This is a genomic window from Hymenobacter baengnokdamensis, assembly GCF_008728635.1.
In the GTDB taxonomy this organism is placed as follows: domain Bacteria; phylum Bacteroidota; class Bacteroidia; order Cytophagales; family Hymenobacteraceae; genus Hymenobacter; species Hymenobacter baengnokdamensis.
Window position 1 is genome coordinate 3,046,766 of sequence record NZ_CP044285.1, and the last position, 20,302, is coordinate 3,067,067.

Genomic DNA, 20,302 nt, shown 5'->3' on the forward strand with positions numbered 1-20,302 from the left:
CGGGGCGTTGCTTGCGCACGGTGGTAAATGCTGAGATGAAGAAAAGAGGCAGGGCCGCAAAGGTAAGGCCGGCCTACCTGCGTTGCCGGGGCCGGCTCATTGCCACCCGGCAGCCCCGCGCAGCGGTACAAAGCGGCAGTCGCCCAGCTCTTCCCGCACAAATGCTTCCGGCCCCTCACGGGTAATGCGCAGCAGCTGCTGCTGACCGGGGTCGTGGCTGCCGACGGGTACTACCAGCCGGCCCCCAATGCGTAGCTGACGCAGCAGCGCGGGCGGCAGCGCCGGAGCGCCGGCCGTAACCAGAATGCCATCAAACGGCGCCAGCGCCGGCAGGCCCAGCGAGCCATCGCCCAGGTGCAGGCCCGCCGTGGGCAGGCCCAGGGTAGCCAGGCGCTGCCGCCCACGCTCATACAGCACGGCGTTGAACTCGATGCTCTGCACATTAGCAGTGAGTTGGCAGAGCACGGCATACTGATAGCCCGAGCCGGTCCCAATCTCCAGAATCTGCTGGCCGGCCTGCACATCCAGCAGCTGGGTCTGGTAGGCTACTGTGCTGGGCTGCGAAATCGTTTGGCCCTCGCCGATGGGAAAAGCCTTGTCCTGATAGGCGTGAGCCTCAAAAGCAGGCTCGAAAAACAAATGGCGCGGTACCGCGCCAATGGCGGCCAGCACGCGCTCATCGCGGATGCCGCGCTGCTCGCGCAGGAGCGTAACCAGCGCCCGGCGCTGGCCCCGTTGGCGATACGAATCTGGTAATGGTTGAATAACAGGAAGTAATTAAAGCGGTTCGGCCGGGTAGTGCGCTAAGGTCCAAGAGCCACCTGCGCCGTCAGGCTGCCCGGCGAATGCCCAAAAGCAACAGCCTCATTGCCCGAAGTCTTATTAAATCCGGGTATAACTAGGCGGCGGTCCTATTTTTGCTGGGCACGCTGCAAAAATACACCTACTTCGCCTTCGCTTTGTTTCTTCGCCGGTTTCAGTATCTCAAGCTTATTGCGGCCGACTTTGGGGCCGCGCTTCTGGCCTGGGTGGCGTTTTTTCTGCTGCGTAAATACCTGCTGAGCGAGCTGACAGGCTACCGCTTTACCGAAGGCGCGCTATTTTACCTGTCCGGGGCTTCGGTCATGATTGCCCTTTTCTGGACCACGCTCTACGCGCTGCTGGGCGAATACCGCGATATCTTTCGCAAATCGCGCTTGTCGGAGATTATCCGGCTGGCCCGGACCTCGCTGCTGGGCACCGTCGTTATTTTCTTCGCCCTGCTGCTCGACGACCAGGGGGTGAGCAACTACCGCGCCTACTACAAGACGTTTACTGCCTACTATCTGCTACACTTCACCATTACGGCAATTTTGCGCGTGTGGGCCGTGTCGAGCGTGCAACAGCTTGTACGAACGGGAATTATCTCCTTCCCGACTTTATTGATAGGCTCCAATAAGCTCGCGCTTCACACCTGCCAGGAGCTGCAAAGCACGGGCCGGCACCTGGGGCTGCGGCTGGTAGGCTTTACACCCATGGGCACTGCCATTGATACCGAGCTGGCGCACGCGCTGCCGGTTGCGGGTTCCTACCAGCAGCTGCCGGGCCTTATCCGCAGCCTGGCAATCGAGCAGGTAGTGATTGCCATCGAGCCCAGCGAGCACCGGCGCATTCAGGAAATTCTAAGCCTGCTGGAAGGCTCCCCGGCGCGAATCAGCGTTCTGCCCGACCTCTACCAGATGCTGCTGGGCTCGGTGAAGGTGAACCATATTTTTGGCACGCCGCTCATCGAAATCAAGCAGGACCTGCTGCCGGTGTGGCAGCAGATACTCAAGCGTGTAATCGACGTGGTGGGCTCCACGCTCTTTATCGTGCTGGCGAGCCCGGTGTATCTGTTTACCGCCCTGATGGTGCGTTCGTCGTCGCCTGGCCCCATCTTCTACCGGCAGCAACGCATTGGTCGTGAAGGCATTCCGTTTGATATTATCAAGTTTCGCTCGATGTACGTCGATGCCGAGCGCCTGGGTCCGGCCCTCAGCTCCGACCACGACCCGCGCATTACCAAGTGGGGGCGCTTCATGCGCAAGGTGCGGCTCGATGAGTTTCCGCAGTTCTGGAATGTCATCAAGGGCGACATGAGCCTGGTGGGCCCGCGCCCCGAGCGCCGGTTTTTTATCGACCAGATTGTGCAGCTGGCCCCGCACTACCGCCACCTGCACCGCGTGCGGCCCGGCCTCACCTCGCTGGGCCAGGTAAAATACGGCTACGCCGAAACCGTTCCGCAAATGGTCGAACGACTTAAATTTGATATTCTATATATAGAAAATATGAGCCTGGCTATGGATTTCCGGGTGTTGCTTTATACGCTGAAAATCATTCTGGAGGGCCGGGGAAAATGAGCTGGGGTAAGCGGGCAGCGGTAAGCCCCGAACATTGCGGCCCGGTCTGACTTATAAAAACCATTCATTGCTCATTGTTAACTGTTCCTCCTACCCGTGTTTACCGGAATAATTGAAGCCCTGGGCACCGTCGTATCGGTGGCCAGCGAAGGCACTAATCGCCACTTTACTATTCAGTCGCCGTTTGCGGCCGAGCTGAAAATTGACCAGAGCGTGGCCCACGACGGCGTGTGCCTCACGGTGGTCGCCCTGAATGCGGCCGCCGGCACGCACGTGGTCACGGCTATTGATGAAACCCTGAAAAAGACCAACTTAGGACAGTGGCAGCCCGGCCGTCGCCTCAACCTGGAGCGCTGCTTGGCGGCGGGCGGCCGCTTCGATGGCCACATCGTGCAGGGCCACGTCGATGCCACGGCCGAGTGCTTTCAGGTGCAGGACCAGAATGGCTCCTGGCTGTTTCGCTTCCGCCACGCGGCCGGCCCGCAGCGCCTGACGGTCGAAAAAGGCTCCATTACCGTTAATGGCGTGAGCCTGACGTGCTTCGACAGTACGCCCACCGGGTTTTCGGTGGCTATTATTCCGTATACCTACGAGCATACGGGCTTTCACCAATTGCAGGCCGGCGACCTGGTGAATCTGGAATTCGATATCGTAGGCAAGTACGTGGCCCGGCTGCTGGCCAGCCAGGGACTGATTGCGAGCACGGAGGTCTCGGGCTAACCTGCTGGCTGCTTGTGCGTAAGAGGAAGCGTGTAGCCCGTTATGTCCCGGCTGCCAGTTGATATGTCCAGCAAACGCGAACAAATCGAGCCCAGTCCCGGCGATAAGCGCTACGTACGTCGCGGCAAAGACGGGCAGTTTGAGTCGGAAGTAGACCTGAACCGCTCGCTCTCGCAAGACGATAAGCACAACTCCAGGAAAACCAGCAAGCCTGGCCAGGGTGACCACGGCGACGGCCACACCGGCAACCGCCAGCCTGGTAAGTAAGATTTGGTAAGAAAAATACTCCTGCTGCCTACGCAGCGGGGGTATTTTTAACTGCTAGGCGCTGGTCTGCGGCTAAGGCGCTCAAACAGCCGTGCCGCGCCCCAGGCCAGCGCCGCGCCCACCAGCGCTCCCCCCAGTACGTCGCTTGGGTAATGCGCCGCCAGGTAGATGCGGCTGTACGAAAGCAGGCCGGCCCACAGAAAAATTCCGGCCTTGAGGCCCCGAAACCGCCCGTCTGGCAGCACCAGCTGCAGAAAGACAGCCAGGGCCACCGAGTTAGCGGCGTGCGATGAGAGGAAGCCAAACTGCCCGCCGCAGCCATCGGGCAGGTGCAGCTGCGTGGCCAGGTCGGGCGCGTGGCAGGGGCGAAGCCGGCCAAAAACCGGCTTGAAAAGCCGGCTGGTGAGGCTGTCGGCCAGGGCCACGGCCCCAATAAGCACCGGCAGCAATACGGCGGCCCGCCGCTTAAAATGATATAGCAGCCAGATAATCAGCAACCCGTAAAATGGAAACCACACGCGCCGGTCCGACGCGAAAGTCATTACCGCATCCAGGGCCGGCGTATGCGCGTGGTTGATAGCCAGCAGTAGCTGGTGGTCGAGGCTACGCAGCGCTTCAAGCATGGTCGGCGGTTGTCCAGTCTATGCCTTTGCGGAGCCAGGCCAGCGTATCGGCTTCCGGGGAGCCCGCTACGGGCGGGGCGGGGTTGTAGCTCCAGCCGCAGCGCGGCGGCAGGCTCATCAGAATACTTTCGGTGCGGCCGCCGGTTTCGAGCCCAAAGCGGGTGCCACGGTCGAAGGCCAGGTTGAACTCGGCGTAACGGTTGCGGCGCAGCGTTTGCCAGGCTTCCTCGCGCTCGCCGAAGGGCAGGGCGTGGTTTTCGCGCATCAGCTCAGTGTAGAACGGACCAAACAACTCGGCTACCTCCTGCACGAACGCGAACAGCTCTTCCACGCTGCCATCGGTACCCACGGTGAGGCGGTCGAAGAAAATACCTCCCACGCCGCGCGTTTCCTGGCGGTGGGGCAGGTAAAAGTAGTCGTCGGCCCACTGATGAAAGCGGGGGTAATAGGCAGGGTCGTGTTTAGCGCAGGCAGCTTTTAGCCGAAAGTGAAAGCGTCGGGCCTGCGCCTCGTCCACGTAAATCGGCGTCAGGTCGATGCCGCCTCCAAACCACGCTTCGCCGTTGCCCGCTTCGAAGTAACGCACGTTCATGTGAATAATGGGAATGCGCGGGCTGCGCGGGTGCAGCACCACGCTCACGCCGGTGGCGAAGAAGTGCGGGTCGGGCAGGTGCAGCTGCCGGGCAGCGGCCGCGCTCAGCTCCCCTTCCACGGCCGAAAAGCCGACGCCGCCTTTTTCCAGAATGGCCCCGCCCTCCAGCACCCGCGAGTGGCCGCCGCCGCCGCCGGGCCGCTGCCAGTCGTCGTGCCCAAAGCGGGCCGGGCCACCGTCAGCGGCTTCGAGCTGCGCACAAAGGCGGGTTTGAAAAGCCTGAAGCCAGGCGGCAATTTCGGCGCGGGACATACGTAGCAAGCAATGAATAATGAGCAGTGAACAGCGGCCCAAAAGGGTCCGCCAGGCGGCAAGGAGCAGTAGGCACTGCTTCCTGCTCCCTGCTTCCAGGCTATAAAGGTCGGGCCGGGGCGTAATTTTACCATCCCACTGGCTCTACTCACCCCCGTTATGCTTGTTGATGCCCCTGCCGCGCCCGTCGCGGATACTCCGGCTGCCGCTGAGGCCGCCTTATTGCGCCGCGCTTACCTGCTGATGCACACGGCCGCCGAAATGGCGGTTCTTTACGAAGCGCAGAAGGCTATTGCCGCCCGCTACGTGCATGCCACGGCTCGTGGCCACGAGGCCGTGCAGCTGGCAGCGGCTTTTCTGCTTACCGGGGCCGACTATGCGGCCCCCTATTACCGCGACGATGCTTTGCTGCTGGGCCTGGGCCTGCGCCCGTATGAGCTGATGCTGCAGCTGCTGGCCAAGCGCGATGACCCGTTCAGCGGTGGCCGCACGTATTATAGCCACCCCTCGCTGCGCCGGGCGGGCGTGCCGGTTATTCCGCACCAAAGCTCGGCTACGGGTATGCAGGCCATTCCGGCTACGGGCATGGCACAGGCAATCAGCTATTTGGAGAGTCAAAAGCTGACAGTCAGAAGTGAAGAGGTAAAGGAAGAAGAAAAAACCAGCTCCAGCCCCCTGGTTTTGTGCTCTATCGGCGACGGGGCGATGACGGAGGGCGAGGTAAGCGAGGCGCTGCAAATGGCGATTTTGCACAAGCTGCCCATCGTATACCTGGTGCAGGACAACGATTGGGGTATCTCGGCCACGGGCCGCGAGATGCGGGCGATGGATGCCTACGAGTTTGCCGCCGGCTTTCCCGGCCTGCACCGCGTGCGGGTCGACGGGGCCGATATGATTTCTTCTTATAATGGCCTGAGCGAAGCCTTTGAGCATGTGCGCGAGCGGCGCGGGCCGGCTCTGGTACACGCCAGGTGCCCGTTGTTGGGCCACCACACCAGCGGGGTGCGCCGCGAGTGGTACCGGGGCGACAACCTTACCGAGCACCAGCAGCACGACCCGCTGCCGCGGCTGCACCGCCGCCTGCTGCATGCTGGCGCCACCGAAGAAGAGCTGGCAGCCCTGGCCGAGCAGGCGCGCACTACCGTAGCCGCCGACTGGGCCGAGGCGCTGGCCGCGCCCGACCCCGACCCCGCCACCTTCGCCGACCACGAGTTTGCCCCGCCCGCTGTGCTCGAGGAAGCCGGCGAGCGCGCTCCCGCCGGGGCCGAAAAGGCATTGATGGTAGATGCCGCCCTGCATGCCGTAGATGATATTCTGCGCGAGTTTCCGGAGGCCCTGTTCTACGGCCAGGACGTGGGGGGCGAGCTGGGCGGCGTATTCCGCGAGGCGGCGCTGCTGGCTAAAAAATACGGCGACAAGCGCGTGTTCAACACGCCCATCCAGGAGGCGTACATTGTGGGTAGCACGGCCGGCATGGCCGCCGTAGGCGCGCGGCCGATTGTGGAAATACAATTCGCTGACTATATATGGCCCGCGCTGAATCAATTGGTTGAGGAGCTGAGCAAAAGCTGCTACCTGAGCATGGGCAAGTTTCCGGTGCCGGCCCTTATCCGGGTGCCGGTGGGGGCGTATGGCGGCGGCGGGCCGTACCACTCGGGCTCTATCGAAAGCACGCTGCTGACTATTCGGGGCATTAAGGTGGTGTATCCGAGCAACGCGGCCGATATGAAGGGCCTGCTGCGAGCGGCATTTCTGGACCCCAACCCGGTTATTTTGCTGGAGCACAAAGGCTTATACTGGAGCAAGGTGCCAGGCACGGAAGATGCCAAAACCGTAGAGCCCGCCGCTGGCTACGTTATTCCGCTGGGGCGCGCGGCCGTGGCGCAGGCCGCCGACCACGAGAAAACGGCCGGGGGCGAAAGCTGCGTAGTTATTACCTACGGCATGGGCGTGCACTGGGCCAAAGCCGCCAGCCGCGACTATCCCGGCCGGGTAGAGGTGCTCGACCTGCGCACCCTCAATCCGCTCGACTGGGAGGCCGTGCTGGCCGCCGTGCACCGGCATGGGAAGGCGTTGGTTCTCACCGAAGAGCCACTGCTCAACAGCTTCGCTGAAAGCCTGGCGGGCCGCATTCAGCGCCAGTGCTTTCAGCAGCTCGACGCGCCGGTATTTACGCTCGGGGCCGCCAACCTGCCCGCTATTGCCCTCAACGTAGAGCTGGAAAAGCAGATGCTGCCCAGCGCCGCCAAGGTGGCCGTCGCGCTCGGGGAGCTGTTAAGCTACTAAGCCTCAGCGCCGCCGCTTCCAGAAAAACAAGCCCACGCAGGCCAGCGCCAGCCCGGCCACCAGCGCATCGCGCACGGCGCGGCCCTGCTGCGCCTCGTGCAGGTCGTCTGCCAGGCTGCGCTGCTGCTGGGTGGCCTGGCGCAGGCGCTCCTGCAGGTTCTGCTGCTCACTTTCCAGCTCGCTCAGGCGCTGGGAAGTAAGGTTGCGGTCGTCGCGGCCGGTGTTCTGGAGCGTAGTCGTGGTAGTTTGGAGCTGCGCGGCGGCAGTTTGCGCCTGCTGGGCAGTCTGGTTGAGCACGGCCACGATTTGCTCATCTTTGTCCACAATGCCTTGCAGGGCATCTACTACATCCTGCAGGTCCTGCTTGCTGGGTTTATTGCTGAGCCCGAGCAAGCCGTGACGCTGGGCGCTGGCTGCGGCGTAGCGTTGCGTGAGTACTTTGCGCTCGGCCAGCAGGGCGGGTAGGGGAGAATCGGGCGATAGCTGAGCCATTGTTGTAAGAGAGCTTGCCAAAGCTAGCAGCAGCAAGGGAGCACTAGGAAAAGTCAACACGAAGGAAAAAAGCGATAAATACAAAACAAGTACAGGCAGCCTATCCGGCAGTAAACCTCAAATATCAGGCTGGGTGTAGCGCCAGCAGCTATACGCATAGCAAATCAGAGAGTCGCAGCCAGTAGATAAGAAAGAGCCGCAAACTACTCAGGCAGGCACAACGTATACCCTTTTAAATTTCTTCATGGCCAATCGCGTCCTTTTTCAGGCTCCCTACCTTACCATCCTCTACGACTACAGCGACAACTGGCTGTACCTCGACTGGCAGGGCAACCTCGACGATGAATGCGTAAAGGAAGGTGCCCTTAAATTGCTGGAACTCATTCAGCGCGAGCAGTGTGCCAAGGTTCTTAATGATAATAGCCATATAACCGGCCTCTGGGCCGACGCTGCCCGCTGGGGCAGTGATGTATTCTTTCCGCTGCTATATGAGGCGGGCTGCCGATACTTTTCGTGGGTACAGTCGCCCGAGCGCTACAGCCAGCTTTCTGCCGAGCTGGCAGTGCAGCAAACCACTGCTGGAATTACATTTATGACATTTCGCAACCTGGCCACTGCGACCGAGTGGCTGAGGCAGATGTGAGCAATGTGCCATTTGCAATATATTAATTATAATATATTGCAAATGGCAAGCGCGAGCGCTGCTATCCATAGTAAGCATTTACTGTCGATTAGTGCATTCGTCAAGTCTGGCGTTTGATTTTATGACAGCCTCGAGAACTGAAAATCTGCGCTTGCCTCGCTGAGCAGCACTTAGGCGTGTTGGCTCTCCTCCAGTACTTTTTCTACCCAGCCCTTACCCCATTCTTCCAGCTCCTGGGCCGTCCAGAGCTGCGGGTAGAAGATACGGCGCTGAAACTTGGGAGGCAGGTAGTTACGCCAGTTGGTGCCGCCCGTGGCGGGCACGTCGGTAGGAGCCCGCTGGAGGTAGCGCACGGCCGACTTGTAGTGCATCAGCGGCCAGTTCACATTTACGTTCACATCGAGCTGCTTGAGGGCGCGCAGCAGGCGCGGGTGGCGGCGGTCGGCTTCGGGCAGGCGCTGCACCACGGCCCAGGCATTGCGGTGCTCATAGTGGCGGGCATGGGCCACGAGCTGACCGCTGTACTTGCGCTCAAACTCTAGCAGCGTCAGGGCTTTGGCCCCGGTTTCTTCTACCGTGGCGCCAGCCTGCCAGTAGATGCAGCCCATAAACTCTTCGTGCGTCGGCGCATCGCCCAGCAGGCGGCGCTTTTCGGCAGGAACCAGGTTTTCGAGGGCTGTGCTGGCAATTTCGATAAAGCGGTACTGCACGCTCTGGAAGCCCGAGGCCGGCATCAGACTCATCCGAAACTGCAGAAACTGCTGCTTGTCCATGCCGTCCACCATCACGTCGAACGAGTCGATAAGGCTCTCGAAGTAGCGGTTTACCCGGCCCAGACGCAGCACTACTTCGCCCAGCGTGGGCGTTTGCAGCTCGCCCAGCTGCTCATACTCGTGCAGGCAAAGCTTGAAGTACAGCTCCGTAATCTGGTGATAGAGAATGAAGATGGTTTCGTCGGGAAACTTTGTAAGCGGCCGTTGCAGACTCAGTAGTGTATCGAGCTCGATATAGTCCCAATAGTTTATATAGTCAGCGTGATAGAGCCCCTCGAGGTAAGCGCTCAGGTCTTGCCCATCGGCGGCGTAGCGGGCCTGCAGGCGGCGCAGCTGCGCCAGCACAGCAGGTGAAAACTCGGCCTCGGTGGGAACGTCGGAAGCAAGCGAAAGAGCCATTGGCAGAACAATAGTAAGCGCGCAAATATCGGCAGTCGTGGCCGGGCACGTGGCACATCGCCCCTCAGCCGCTACTTTTGGGGTGATGAGGTGATGAAGCAAGGAGGCGGAAAGAGCAGCCCGACCAGCTGCCTCCCTTTTTTGCGCTTTGTCGCCTGCTGTTAGCTACCAGAAAATGGCCGAAAAATCCAGTATTTTCGATATGATTGGTCCCGTGATGATAGGGCCCAGCTCGTCGCACACGGCCGGCGTTGTGCGCATTGCGCGGGCCGCCATCCGCATCCTGGGCGCGCTGCCCAGCGAGGCGGTTATCACGTTTTACAACTCATTTGCCCGCACCTACGAAGGGCACGGCTCCGACCGCGCCATCGTGGCCGGGCTGCTGGGCTACGCCACCGACGATACGCGTATTCGCACGGCCTTCGACTACGCCGCCGAGGCCGGGCTGAAGTACACCTTTCAGAGCGTGGGCAATGCCTCCACGCTGCACCCTAATACCATTAAGCTCAACCTTACCAGCCCCGATGGCCACCGCGTAGAAGTGGTGGGCCAGAGCCGGGGGGCGGCGTTATCCGCATTGTGGAGGTCGATGGCTTCGGCTGCGACTTTTCGGGCTCGCTGCACACGCTTATCGTCGATGCCCACGACGTACCCGGCTCCATTGCCTTTATCGCGTCGGTAATTGCCCATGATGACTGCAATATTGCCACCATGTTCGTCTCGCGCAAAGGTAAAAATGAGGCTGCCCGGCAGTTTATTGAAATGGATAGTCCAATCAAAGACCTCACGCTGGCTTACTTGCGGAATCTAAGCTGGGTGCAGCGCATTACCTACATCCCGACGTTGGAATGAGGCGTAGCGCCACTGCTGATAGGCAAGGTGAAAAAAGGTGAACGCTCGTAATGCCTCGGGCGCTCCGGCGATAAAGGCCGCAGCTAAAGCAACTGCCTGCGCTGGGCATAAAAAACCGGCCACCCAACGCACTTTTTCGCCTGGTGGCCCTCGTTTCCCAACTATTTAGCTCTTTCCTGATATGACTGCAAAAAGTACTTGTTATTCGCTGCGGGCGGCCTTTGGGCTGGCGGGCGTGCTGGCCGCCGGGCCAGTGTTCGCCCAAACTACCCAGGATGCGCGTCCGGCTTCGCCGCCTGCGGCGGCCCTTGGCTCACCCGCCGTGGCTGCCACCGGCCCCTGGGGCCTGCAGCGCGCCGTCGATTATGCTCTCGAACATAACTTGGGCGTGCGCCTCAACCAGCTCACGGCCCAGGGCAATGCCCAGGTGCTGCGCCAGAGCAAGGCCGCCCTGCTGCCCACCGCCAACCTTAACGGCACCCAAAACTGGCAGTACGGCACCAGCGTCAATCCGCTCACATTTCAGTTTCAAAGCCAGACGGTGCGGGCCAACAATTTTTCGGGCGTTACGCAGTTCGTGCTGTTTCAGGGTTTTCAGCTGCGCAATACCATCAAGCGCAACGTGCTCGATTATGAAGCCAGCGTACAGGATGTTGAGAAGGCCCGCAACGACCTGAGCCTTAACGTAGCCGGGCAGTTCTTGCAACTCGTGCTGGCCCAGGAGCTGGTGCGCGCCAACCAGTTTTACGTGACGCGCGACCAGGACCAGATTGCCCGCACCAAGCTGTTGCTGAAAGCCGGCAGTATCCCGGAAAGCACGCTGCTCGACAGCCAGAGCCAGCTAGCTACCGACGAGCTGAACGTGGTAACGGCCCAGAACCAGGCCGACCTGGCCCGGCTAGCCCTGCTGCAATTGCTCAACATCGACCCGGCTACCGCCAAGGGCTTTACCGTAGAGGTGCCCGACCTGCCCGACCCCGACGAGGAAGCGCCGTATTCACTCGACCTCAACCAGGTGTACCAGACGGCCTCCAGCACCATGCCCGAAATTAAGGCCGCCGAGCTGCGCGTGCAAAGCGCCCGTCGCAGCATCGACCTGGCTAAGGGGGGCTACTACCCACGCTTGGCCTTCACGGGGCAGATTTTTACGGGCTACTCGTCGTCGTCAGTATCGCAGGTGCGTACCGGAGTCTCGGCCGGCTCCAGCGTTCCCCTCAACATTCTGGATGCCAGCGGTAACCCCGTGCCAGGCACCTCGGGCTATACTGTGGTGCTGCCCGGTCAGCCTATTTACGAAGCGTTACCTGTGCGGTACCTCGACCAGCTAAACAACAACCTTGGTAAGTCCATTAGCTTTGGTCTTTCGGTGCCCATTCTTAACGGCTTGCAGGTGCGCACCAGCGTACAGCGCGCCATCATCAACGAGCAGGCCAACTCGGTGCGCGCCGAGCAGGCCCGCCTCACGCTGCGCCAGAGCATTGAGCAGGCCTATGCCGACGCCCGCGCTGCGCAGCTACAGTATGCAGCGGCCAAGCGCCAGGTAGCGGCCCTTACCCTGACGCAGCGCAACTCGGAAATCCGCTTTAACAACGGCCTGCTTAGCGGTACCGAGTTTAACATTGCCAAGAATAACCTCAACTACGCCGTTTCGAATCAGATACAGGCTAAGTACACCTTCATCTTCCGGCGCAAGGTGCTGGACTTTTACCAGGGCCGCCCACTGGCTTTGTAGTTCTGGTCAAAAAACACCCCTCATGCCGGGAATTGCCCGCCTTATTCTCCCGCTTACGCCTATGGCTGCCCGCAACAAGCTCCGGCCGGCGCAGCCCGACCGACTTTCTCTATGAAAAATAATCGACTCCTTATTATTCTGGCTGTGGCCGTGGTCGTGCTCATTGGCGGCTACGCGCTGGCTAAGAAAAAAGGCTGGGTAGGCAAGCCTACCGGCACCGAAATCACCGCCGCTACTGCTGGCCCGGCTACTATCGTGGAGAAGGTCAGTGCCTCGGGCAAGGTGCAGCCCGAAACGGAAGTTAAAATCTCGCCCGACGTTTCGGGCGAGATTATTGAGCTCTACGTGCAGGAGGGCGACTCGGTGAAGAAGGGCCAGCTGCTGCTGCGCATCCGGCCCGATAACTACCTGGCTATGGTGAGCCAGCAGTCGGCCGCCGTGGGTACCCAGCGGGCCAACGTAGGCCAGGCCCAGGCCCAGCTGGAGCAGCAGGCCGCCAATGCCAGACAAACCGAGCTGACCTATCGCCGGCAGGCTTCGCTATATAAGCAAAAGGTAATATCGCAGTCGGACTACGAGGCGGCCCAGGCGGCCTACAATGCCTCGCAGGAGCAGCTCAAAGCCATTCGGGCGCAGATAAAGGCGGCCCAGAGCACCGTGCGCAGCGCTCAGGCCGGCTTGCAGGAAGCACAAAAGAATCTTAATAAAACCACTATCTATGCCCCGGTGAGCGGCACCGTGAGCAAGCTCAACGTGAAAAAGGGCGAGCGCGTGGTCGGCACTACCCAGATGGCCGGCACCGAAATTATGCGCATTGCCAACCTCAACAACATGGAGGTGCGCGTGAGCGTGAATGAGAACGACATTATCCGGGTGCAGCTCGGCGACTCGGCCGACGTGGAAGTTGATTCTTACACTACTAAAAATGAGAAGTTTAAGGGAATTGTAACGGCCATTGCCAACACGGCCAAGGACGCGCTGACTGCCGAGGCAGTCACCGAGTTTGAGGTGCGGGTGCGCCTGCTGCCGGCTTCGTACCAGCATCTCGTCAAGGCCGGCCCTAATGGGCACGCTACTGTGCCCTTCCGGCCGGGTATGACGGCTTCCGTCGACATCATTGCCGACCGCAAGAGCGGGGTGCTAAGTGTGCCGCTGGCCGCCGTAACTACCCGCTCCGATTCGGCGGCTACCAAAGCCAGCCAGGGCGGCGGGGTGCGCGTGGGCGGCCGGGGCGGCGGGTCGGCCCAGGCAGTCGACAATACCAAAGCGGCCCCCAAGGCTGATATTAAGGAAGTGGTATTTGTCATAAAAGATGGCAAAGCCGTGCTGACGCCCGTAAAAACCGGCATCAGCGACTTTCAGAATATTGAAATTGTGAGCGGCATTGCGGCGGGCACGCAGGTGGCGAGCGGCCCGTTTCGCGCCGTGTCCAAAACCCTTAAGGATGGCGCGCCGGTAGTGGTGAAAGATGCCGCCAGCCTCAGCAAAGAGGCCCTGGCCGATACTCCGGCCAAATAGCGGCACAATTTCCTGTCTTTGTAGCCGGTTTGGCTAGCTTTGAAAAGGACGATTTTCGTAAGAGCGAGTCGGCGCAAGCTGGCTCGCTCTTTTTATTATATATGAAAAAAATTATTATTAATTGCAAGGTGCTGGTCTTATCGCTGAGCCTGCTCGGCGGTCAGGTGCGGGCGCAAACTGCGCCGGTGGTGACGGCCGATACGACGCTCCATAAGTATCAGACGCCGCAGGGCACGCCACCCGTGCCCTGGTACCGGGGCAAGCTCGTGCGGGCCAGTATCGTGCCGGCCGTGCTCATCGGCTACGGCATCAGCGTGGTAGGCGACCACGGCTGGTACTCCTCGTACCAGGCCAAGGCCGACCTGCAGCGCCACTTTCCGAATTTTAATAACCACCTCGACGACTACCTGCAATGGTCGCCCTACCTGGAGCTGGGCGGCGTGCTGCTGGCGGGCGTCGAGAGCCGCAACGACCGCGTAAACCTGGCGCTCATCCTGGTCAAGTCGGAGGCTCTGATGCTGGGCTCGGTTTACATTATCAAAACTGCCACCCAGCACGAGCGGCCCGATGGCTCCGATAAGCTCTCGTTTCCGTCGGGCCACACGGCGCAGGCGTTTCTGGCCGCCAGCATCGTGCACACCGAGCTGCGCGAAAAAAGCCAGTGGTACGGCATCGGCGCGTACACGCTGGCCACGACGGTCGGCGCGTTTCGAATGCTGAATAACAAGCACTGGGAAGCCGACGTATTTGCCGGCGCCGGCGTGGGCATCTTGTCGGCGCACCTGTCGTACCTATCGCACCGCCACCGCTGGGGCCAGCACCCGGCTGACCGGCCGGGCGTAGGCCTGGCCTTGCCGAAGGTGGAAAAGCCCATCTGGCGGGTTAGCCCTACCGTGCTGCCGGGCGGCGCGATGGGGCTGAATGTGAGCTGGCGGGCGAAGTAGCGCGCTTACCCGAATATCTTCACCTGCTCGCCCTTGCGCTTGGTCCGCACGTGGTTGCGGATAATCTGCTGCACATCTTTATTATCGGCGTAAGGCTGCACTGCCCCGCGAAAATCGGTGATTTTACGGGCCGTAAACGTCTCATCGACGTAGCCGAAACCGAGGTAGCGGCCATTCTCGACCACTACCAGCGATTTCTCATCGGCGCGTCGGCCGGGGCCAACTACCACGAACGACTCGTGCTCGTAGGTAATGCTGTCGATGGCGGCGTCTACGCGCTCGTTGTAGCTTTCGGGTGGCTCCTGGCCCACGCACGCGCCCTGGCACTGATGTACCTGGTAAGCAAAGCACGAGCCATCGGTTTTGTATAAGCCGCAAAGCTTTTGGCAAAGGTTGTATTTGCTAACCTTGTGATAGAGAAAGCCCTGGGCCTTATACTGGTTGCCCAGCGCAATAATCGGAATCTCCGAGTTGCGCGCGTCGGCGCGGCCATAAAACAGGCGCTTATAGCCCTGCTCGTCGGTTTTGAGGTAGATGCCGGCCGGAAACACCGAGCGCCGCTGCGCCCGGTTGTAGGCCGGCTTGAGCTGCTTGATGAGGTGCGACTCGTAGAGCAGCGCCACCAGCTCCGAGCCGGTCAGTTCCCAGGTGATATCGGCAATGGAGTTCTTGAAGTCCAAGCTCTTGCGCGATTTTACATCGACCGCAAAGTGCTGCTGAATACGCTTGTAGATATTAATGCTCTTGCCCACGTAGATAACCTCGCCGGCTTCGTTGTGGAAGTAGTACACGCCCGTTTCCTGGGGCAGCGAGGCCACCTTCTCGGGCGTGATGAGCGGCGGCAGCAGCGCCGTTTTGATGGCCTGCGCCATGGCGGCCACGCGGCGCGAACTAGGCTTCTTCTCGGCCGGCACGCTCCGGCCGGCCGGGGCCAGGGCATCGACGCGGGCCAGCGCGTCGGCCGCTGTGGCCTCGGCCGCGTCGCTGGCCTGGGTTATCTTCAGCAGGCGGTCAAACAGGATGGCCGTGGCCTCGGCATCACCGGCCGCGCGGTGCCGTCCTTCGAGCGGAATGCCGATATTCTGGCACAGCTTACCCAGGCTATAGCTGGGCTGGCCGGGTATCAGCGAGCGGCTCAGGCGCACGGTGCAGAGCGTTTTGCGCGAGTAGTTGTAGCCCAGGTCGGCAAACTCCTTCTTAAGAAAAGAATAGTCAAATCGCACGTTATGAGCTACAAACACGCAGCCCTCAGTCATTTCCACTACTTTACGGGCTACTTCATGGAAGCGTGGCGCTCCGGCTACCATGTCGTTGGTAATACCGGTAAGCTGCGTGATGAAGGGCGGAATAGCGCGGCCAGGATTAACGAGCGTCGTATAGGAGTCTACCACCCGCTGGCCGTCGTGCACGAAAATAGCCAGCTCCGTGATGCGGTCATTGGCCGGCTGGCCACCGGTGGTTTCGAGGTCGATAATGGCGTACAAAGGCGCGAGGATAGGAGGGAGAGCAAGTAGAACAAAGTTAAGGCCCCGGTTAGTTGCCGGCCGGGCACGAAAAAGCCCCCCGAAGTAATTCGGCGGGCTTTTCTTCACTAACTAACGGCTACTGATTAGTCGCTGGTGATTAGCTACCAGGCATTACTTTGCCTTATTCATAGCCAGCCAGTTTTTGGCTTGCAAAATAGCGTCGTGCTGCTGCTGGAATACCGTTTTGGCACCGGCTGGCACATCGGTGGAGGCCAGTACCGTTTCGTAAGCTTTCAGAGCCGTGGCTTCGCCGGTTTCGGCAGCTTCGAGCACGGCCGAGTCGCTCTGGCCCGTAATGGCCGACTTGATGTTAATCCAGCCACGGTGCACCGCGGCGGCCGCATCGGTAGCTACGCTCTCAACGGTCGTGTCGTGCTTGGTTTCCATACCATACTGCTTGGCGTAGCCTTCGAGGTCGGCAACAAAATGCGCACGCTGCTGCGAAAACTCGCCGAGCTTGGCTTTCAGCTCGGGGCTTTTTACTTCCTCAGCTGCTTCCTGGTAGCCTTTTACGGAGGTACGGTTGAGATTCAGAATGTCGGTAAGGGCGCGGGCAATGGTCTCGTTAGCCATAATACGTTGTACTTGATTGACTGAGTGGAAAAGGAGAGTAGCTGCCCAAAAGCGGCAGCTTCCTTTCGCTGTACGTGTGCTGCCCAGCCCTGGGTTTCATAGTGCCCGCCAATCGGGCGTCGCTTAGCGGGGACGAGTGCCCGGAATAGGCGGCAGCTGCGGCTCGGGTGCCTCGGGCGGGCGCTTACCCCGCACCTTATCCAATAGCTTGGTAATGAAGCCGCGGTCGTCGCTGGGGTCTTTGGCGGTGGCCTCGCCGTCGCCCACGTCGCCGAGCAGGAAGCCCCAGGCCTCTGTGCCCTTGTTCGCATCGAGCACCACCTTGATAACGGCCGAGATGGGCACGCTCAGAATCATGCCCGGCGTGCCCCACAGCTGCCCGCCCAGTATAAGGGCAATAATGGCCGTGAGCGGATTCAGACTCACCTTGGAGGCAGTAATCATCGGGGCCAGAATGTTATCAGAGATAAACTGCACGGCCATAAACACGCCCACCACGGCCAGGCCCCGGCCCGGCGAGCCGGTTTCGACAAACGTAATCAGGGCCGGAATGAGCGAGCCCACCGTGATGCCGATGTAGGGAATAACGGCCAGCACGGAAGCAAAAACCGCGAAAAATAGGGCATATTTGACGCCCAGCGCCAGCAGTCCGATAGCGTTGAGTACCGAAACCAGCACGATAACCATAAACAGGCCGGTCATGTAGCCCTGCACCACACTCTGGATATTATCTACCGTTTGCAGCACGGTCGTGCGCTTATCAGGCTCCACAAACCGAAACATAAACTGGCGCAGGTGGTCGCGATAGTACAAAAAGCAAAATATATAAATAGGTACCAAAGCCAGCGTGCTTAAAATACCCAGCGTAGTGCTCAGCGTGGAGCCCAGGTACTTACTCACGTCCTTGCGGGCAGTATCGAGCGAGGAGCTGATAACTTCGTCGTGGCTTAGAGGCTGAAAGCCAAAGCGATGGGCCAGCTGCTGTTGCGTCTGGTCAAAGTAGGCTACCAGCTTGGTCTGAATAAGGGGAATCTCGTTGCGCAGGCCAATAATCTGGGAGCCAAAAAAGTACACCATTACCGCCAGGGCCAGCATCACCAGAAGGATGGAGGTGCCAATAGCCAGCATCCGGGGCCAGCGCCACTGCTCGAAGCGGGCCACCATGGGCATAAGGAGCAGCGAAAGCAGGCTGGCGTAGAGCAGCGGCAGCAGCAGCTCATCGAGGGTATGCAGCACGTATACCAGCAGCGAGAGCCCGATAAGCAGAAACGTATAGTGCACCAGCGGCGACTGCTTTACCTGCGCCGGGGCATGAGCGGCCGTGGGCGAGGGGATATTGCGCGGGGTATTAAATTGATTGGCAGGGGGAAGCATTCGGGTACGTATGGGGTATAAGGCAGGAGTTGAAGGTTGGTGAGCAAGCGGAGACTTTTCGTGCGCCGGTGCCTGAACCAGGCGGGAGCAGCTGGTGTTAGCTAACCATATTGGCTAAAAAAGCTAACCTGGCTGGGTCGTCGGATAGTGGTTTGCCGGTATTTTTGACGTTATTTTACCCAGCCAACGCGCCTTCTACGGATTTAATAAGATATGAGTACTACCTCAACTGCTCCCGCTCACGATTATAACGAAGACAGTATCCGCTCGCTCGACTGGCGCGAGCACATTCGCCTGCGGCCGGGCATGTACATTGGCAAGCTCGGCGACGGCTCGGCCTACGACGACGGTATCTATGTACTGGTGAAGGAGGTAGTAGACAACTGCATCGATGAGCACGTAATGGGCTACGGGCGCACCATCGAGATTAAAATTTCGGAAAGCCGGGTGCAGGTACGCGATTACGGCCGGGGTATTCCGCTGGGCAAGGTGGTGGATGTAGTGAGCAAAATAAACACCGGCGGCAAATACGACAGCAAGGTTTTCCAGAAGTCGGTGGGCCTCAACGGGGTAGGTACCAAGGCCGTGAATGCGCTCAGCAGCAGCTTCGTGGTGCAGAGCGTGCGCGACGGCTTGCTCAAGAGTGCCGAGTTTTCGCAGGGCCAGCTGCTCAACGACCCGGCCCCGGTGAAAACCAGCCAGCGCAACGGCACGCTCATTACCTTTCAGCCCGACGATACTATTTTCAGGAACTACCGCTTTATCCCGGAATATCTCGAAAACCAGATACGCTTCTACTGTTACCTCAACGCCGGCCTGGCTATCTACTTCAACGGCCAGAAGTACGTGTCGGAGAATGGCTTGCGCGACCTGCTGGAGCACAAGACCGATGCCGACAGCCTGCGCTACCCCATTATTCACCTGAAAGGCGAAGATATTGAACTGGCCCTGACCCACGGCAACGACTACGGCGAGGAGTACTACTCGTTTGTCAACGGGCAGTATACCACCCAGGGCGGCACCCACTTAGCGGCGTTTCGGGAGGCAGTGGTGAAGACGGTGCGCGAATTTTACAAGAAAGAGTTTGATGCCGCCGACATCCGGGCCAGCATCATCGGCGCCATCTCGGTGCGGGTGCAGGAGCCGGTGTTCGAGAGCCAGACCAAAACCAAGCTCGGCAGCATCAACATGGGGCCGGAGGGCCCGACTGTACGCGGCTTTATCCTCGATTTTGTTAAAGAGCACCTCGATAACTTCTTGCATAAGAATCCGCTAGTAGCCGAAGGCCTGCTCAAGCGCATTATGCAGAGCGAGCGCGAGCGCAAGGACATGGCCGGGGTAAAAAAGCTGGCTAATCAGCGCGCTAAAAAAGCTAATCTGCACAACCGCAAGCTGCGCGACTGCCGCTTTCACCTGGGCGAAAACGTAAAGGACGGCGCTGAGAAGGAGCAGCTCACGACGCTTTTTATCACGGAAGGCGACTCGGCCAGCGGCAGCATCACCAAGAGCCGCAACGTGGAGCTGGAAGCCGTGTTCAGCCTGCGCGGCAAGCCGCTTAACTGCTTCGGCCTCAAGAAGAAGATTGTGTATGAGAACGAGGAGTTTAACCTGCTTCAGCACGCCCTCAATATTGAGGAAGGCCTGGAGGGCCTGCGCTACAACCGCGTAGTAGTCGCCACCGACGCCGACGTGGATGGCATGCACATCCGGCTGCTGCTGCTCACGTTCTTCCTGCAGTTTTTCCCCGACCTCGTGCGCAACGGCCACGTCTACATCCTGGAAACGCCCTTGTTTCGGGTGCGCAACAAGAAGGAAACCATCTATTGCTACAACGAGCAGGAAAAGCAGGAGGCTATGCGCAAGCTGGGCCGTAACCCCGAGGTAACGCGCTTCAAGGGGCTAGGTGAGATATCGCCCGACGAGTTTGGAAAGTTTATCGGCGAAAATATTAAGCTCGAGCCCGTTATCCTGCAATCAGACCGCTCCATTCAGCAGGTGCTGGCCTACTATATGGGCAAGAATACCCCCGCCCGCCAGGAGTTTATCATCGACAACCTGCGCCTGGAAAAAGACCTCGTGACGAGCGACGTGCTGCCGGTGGCCGAAATAGAAATGGTCTGACAGAGTGTTTTTAATATAGTAAAAGTAATATATTATTGCTTTGAAAGTCCTCCGTGCCGCTGGCGCACGGAGGACTTTTGTTTTTGGGCCAACTAAAGCTTCGCTGCTTCTAAACTGCCTTACCCTGCCTGAAAGACACAAGCTTAGGACAGCTGTTTTGCCGCTCGTTGAACAGCC

At 59.8% G+C, this 20,302-nt stretch carries 17 protein-coding genes and 1 pseudogene; 10 read left to right on the forward strand and 8 right to left on the reverse strand.

What is annotated here, in order from left to right; translation table 11 throughout:
- Window positions 1-96: 96 nt before the first annotated feature.
- Complete coding sequence (locus F6X24_RS13050) at window positions 97-765, reverse strand: protein-L-isoaspartate(D-aspartate) O-methyltransferase (protein ID WP_151088420.1); 669 nt, start codon at window positions 763-765, stop codon at window positions 97-99.
- Window positions 766-917: 152 nt separating this feature from the next.
- Between F6X24_RS13050 and F6X24_RS13055 the strand changes: the two genes are divergently transcribed.
- The 3 genes from F6X24_RS13055 to F6X24_RS13065 all read left to right on the forward strand — a co-directional run bounded on the left by F6X24_RS13055 (window position 918) and on the right by F6X24_RS13065 (window position 3,365).
- Window positions 918-2,378 (forward strand): sugar transferase, encoded by a 1,461-nt coding sequence (locus tag F6X24_RS13055; protein WP_229725088.1) that lies wholly within the window; start codon window positions 918-920, stop codon window positions 2,376-2,378.
- A gap of 96 nt (window positions 2,379-2,474) precedes the next feature.
- Complete coding sequence (locus F6X24_RS13060; protein WP_151088421.1) at window positions 2,475-3,098, forward strand: riboflavin synthase; 624 nt, start codon at window positions 2,475-2,477, stop codon at window positions 3,096-3,098.
- Between the two features lie 63 nt (window positions 3,099-3,161).
- Window positions 3,162-3,365 carry a hypothetical protein gene (locus tag F6X24_RS13065; protein WP_151088422.1) on the forward strand — a complete coding sequence of 68 codons (204 nt, stop codon included), beginning with the start codon at window positions 3,162-3,164 and terminating at the stop codon, window positions 3,363-3,365.
- Between the two features lie 47 nt (window positions 3,366-3,412).
- Here the strand turns inward: F6X24_RS13065 and F6X24_RS13070 are convergent, their stop codons facing one another.
- Together F6X24_RS13070 and hemF are read right to left on the reverse strand one after the other, a co-directional pair.
- Window positions 3,413-3,988, reverse strand: coding sequence for a phosphatase PAP2 family protein (locus F6X24_RS13070; protein WP_151088423.1), 576 nt, complete (start codon window positions 3,986-3,988; stop codon window positions 3,413-3,415).
- On the reverse strand, window positions 3,981-4,892 hold the full coding sequence (gene hemF, locus F6X24_RS13075) for an oxygen-dependent coproporphyrinogen oxidase (protein ID WP_151088424.1): 912 nt from the start codon (window positions 4,890-4,892) through the stop codon (window positions 3,981-3,983). Before hemF ends, F6X24_RS13070 begins: the two co-directional genes overlap by 8 nt.
- Window positions 4,893-5,051: 159 nt before the next feature.
- On the opposite strand from hemF, the gene F6X24_RS13080 reads away from it, so the two are divergent.
- The gene (locus F6X24_RS13080) at window positions 5,052-7,178 is read left to right on the forward strand and encodes an alpha-ketoacid dehydrogenase subunit alpha/beta (RefSeq protein ID WP_151088425.1); all 2,127 of its coding nucleotides are present in this window, start codon (window positions 5,052-5,054) and stop codon (window positions 7,176-7,178) included.
- Window positions 7,179-7,181: 3 nt separating this feature from the next.
- Here F6X24_RS13080 and F6X24_RS13085 read toward each other — a convergent pair whose 3' ends face one another.
- Window positions 7,182-7,670, reverse strand: a complete 489-nt coding sequence (locus F6X24_RS13085; protein WP_151088426.1) for a hypothetical protein — start codon at window positions 7,668-7,670, stop codon at window positions 7,182-7,184.
- A 244-nt stretch (window positions 7,671-7,914) separates the two neighbouring features.
- Between F6X24_RS13085 and F6X24_RS13090 the strand changes: the two genes are divergently transcribed.
- The gene (locus F6X24_RS13090; protein WP_151088427.1) at window positions 7,915-8,313 is read left to right on the forward strand and encodes a hypothetical protein; all 399 of its coding nucleotides are present in this window, start codon (window positions 7,915-7,917) and stop codon (window positions 8,311-8,313) included.
- 170 nt (window positions 8,314-8,483) lie between these two features.
- Here F6X24_RS13090 and F6X24_RS13095 read toward each other — a convergent pair whose 3' ends face one another.
- Window positions 8,484-9,485 (reverse strand): tryptophan 2,3-dioxygenase family protein, encoded by a 1,002-nt coding sequence (locus F6X24_RS13095; RefSeq protein ID WP_151088428.1) that lies wholly within the window; start codon window positions 9,483-9,485, stop codon window positions 8,484-8,486.
- Window positions 9,486-9,660: 175 nt separating this feature from the next.
- Between F6X24_RS13095 and sdaAB the strand changes: the two are divergent.
- From sdaAB to F6X24_RS13115, 4 genes and pseudogenes are all read left to right on the forward strand, one after another.
- Window positions 9,661-10,337: pseudogene (sdaAB, locus tag F6X24_RS13100) on the forward strand (L-serine ammonia-lyase, iron-sulfur-dependent subunit beta).
- A 181-nt stretch (window positions 10,338-10,518) separates the two neighbouring features.
- Window positions 10,519-12,069, forward strand: coding sequence for a TolC family protein (locus tag F6X24_RS13105; protein WP_151088429.1), 1,551 nt, complete (start codon window positions 10,519-10,521; stop codon window positions 12,067-12,069).
- 111 nt (window positions 12,070-12,180) lie between these two features.
- A complete protein-coding gene (locus F6X24_RS13110) occupies window positions 12,181-13,587 on the forward strand; it encodes an efflux RND transporter periplasmic adaptor subunit (RefSeq protein WP_151088430.1) in 1,407 nt (468 codons plus the stop codon).
- Between the two features lie 101 nt (window positions 13,588-13,688).
- Window positions 13,689-14,531: a phosphatase PAP2 family protein gene (locus F6X24_RS13115; RefSeq protein ID WP_151088431.1), complete on the forward strand. Its 843-nt coding sequence runs from the start codon at window positions 13,689-13,691 to the stop codon at window positions 14,529-14,531.
- Window positions 14,532-14,536: 5 nt separating this feature from the next.
- Here F6X24_RS13115 and F6X24_RS13120 read toward each other — a convergent pair whose 3' ends face one another.
- The 3 genes from F6X24_RS13120 to F6X24_RS13130 all read right to left on the reverse strand — a co-directional run bounded on the left by F6X24_RS13120 (window position 14,537) and on the right by F6X24_RS13130 (window position 18,004).
- Entirely contained in the window at window positions 14,537-16,015 is a 1,479-nt protein-coding gene (locus F6X24_RS13120) for an exonuclease domain-containing protein (RefSeq protein WP_151088432.1), read from the reverse strand.
- A gap of 153 nt (window positions 16,016-16,168) precedes the next feature.
- Window positions 16,169-16,630: a ferritin-like domain-containing protein gene (locus F6X24_RS13125; protein WP_151088433.1), complete on the reverse strand. Its 462-nt coding sequence runs from the start codon at window positions 16,628-16,630 to the stop codon at window positions 16,169-16,171.
- Window positions 16,631-16,753: 123 nt separating this feature from the next.
- Window positions 16,754-18,004, reverse strand: coding sequence for an AI-2E family transporter (locus F6X24_RS13130; RefSeq protein WP_151088434.1), 1,251 nt, complete (start codon window positions 18,002-18,004; stop codon window positions 16,754-16,756).
- A gap of 213 nt (window positions 18,005-18,217) precedes the next feature.
- Here F6X24_RS13130 and F6X24_RS13135 point away from each other — a divergent pair, with 213 nt between their 5' ends.
- Window positions 18,218-20,125 carry a DNA topoisomerase IV subunit B gene (locus F6X24_RS13135; protein ID WP_151088435.1) on the forward strand — a complete coding sequence of 636 codons (1,908 nt, stop codon included), beginning with the start codon at window positions 18,218-18,220 and terminating at the stop codon, window positions 20,123-20,125.
- The last annotated feature ends 177 nt before the right edge of the window (window positions 20,126-20,302 follow it).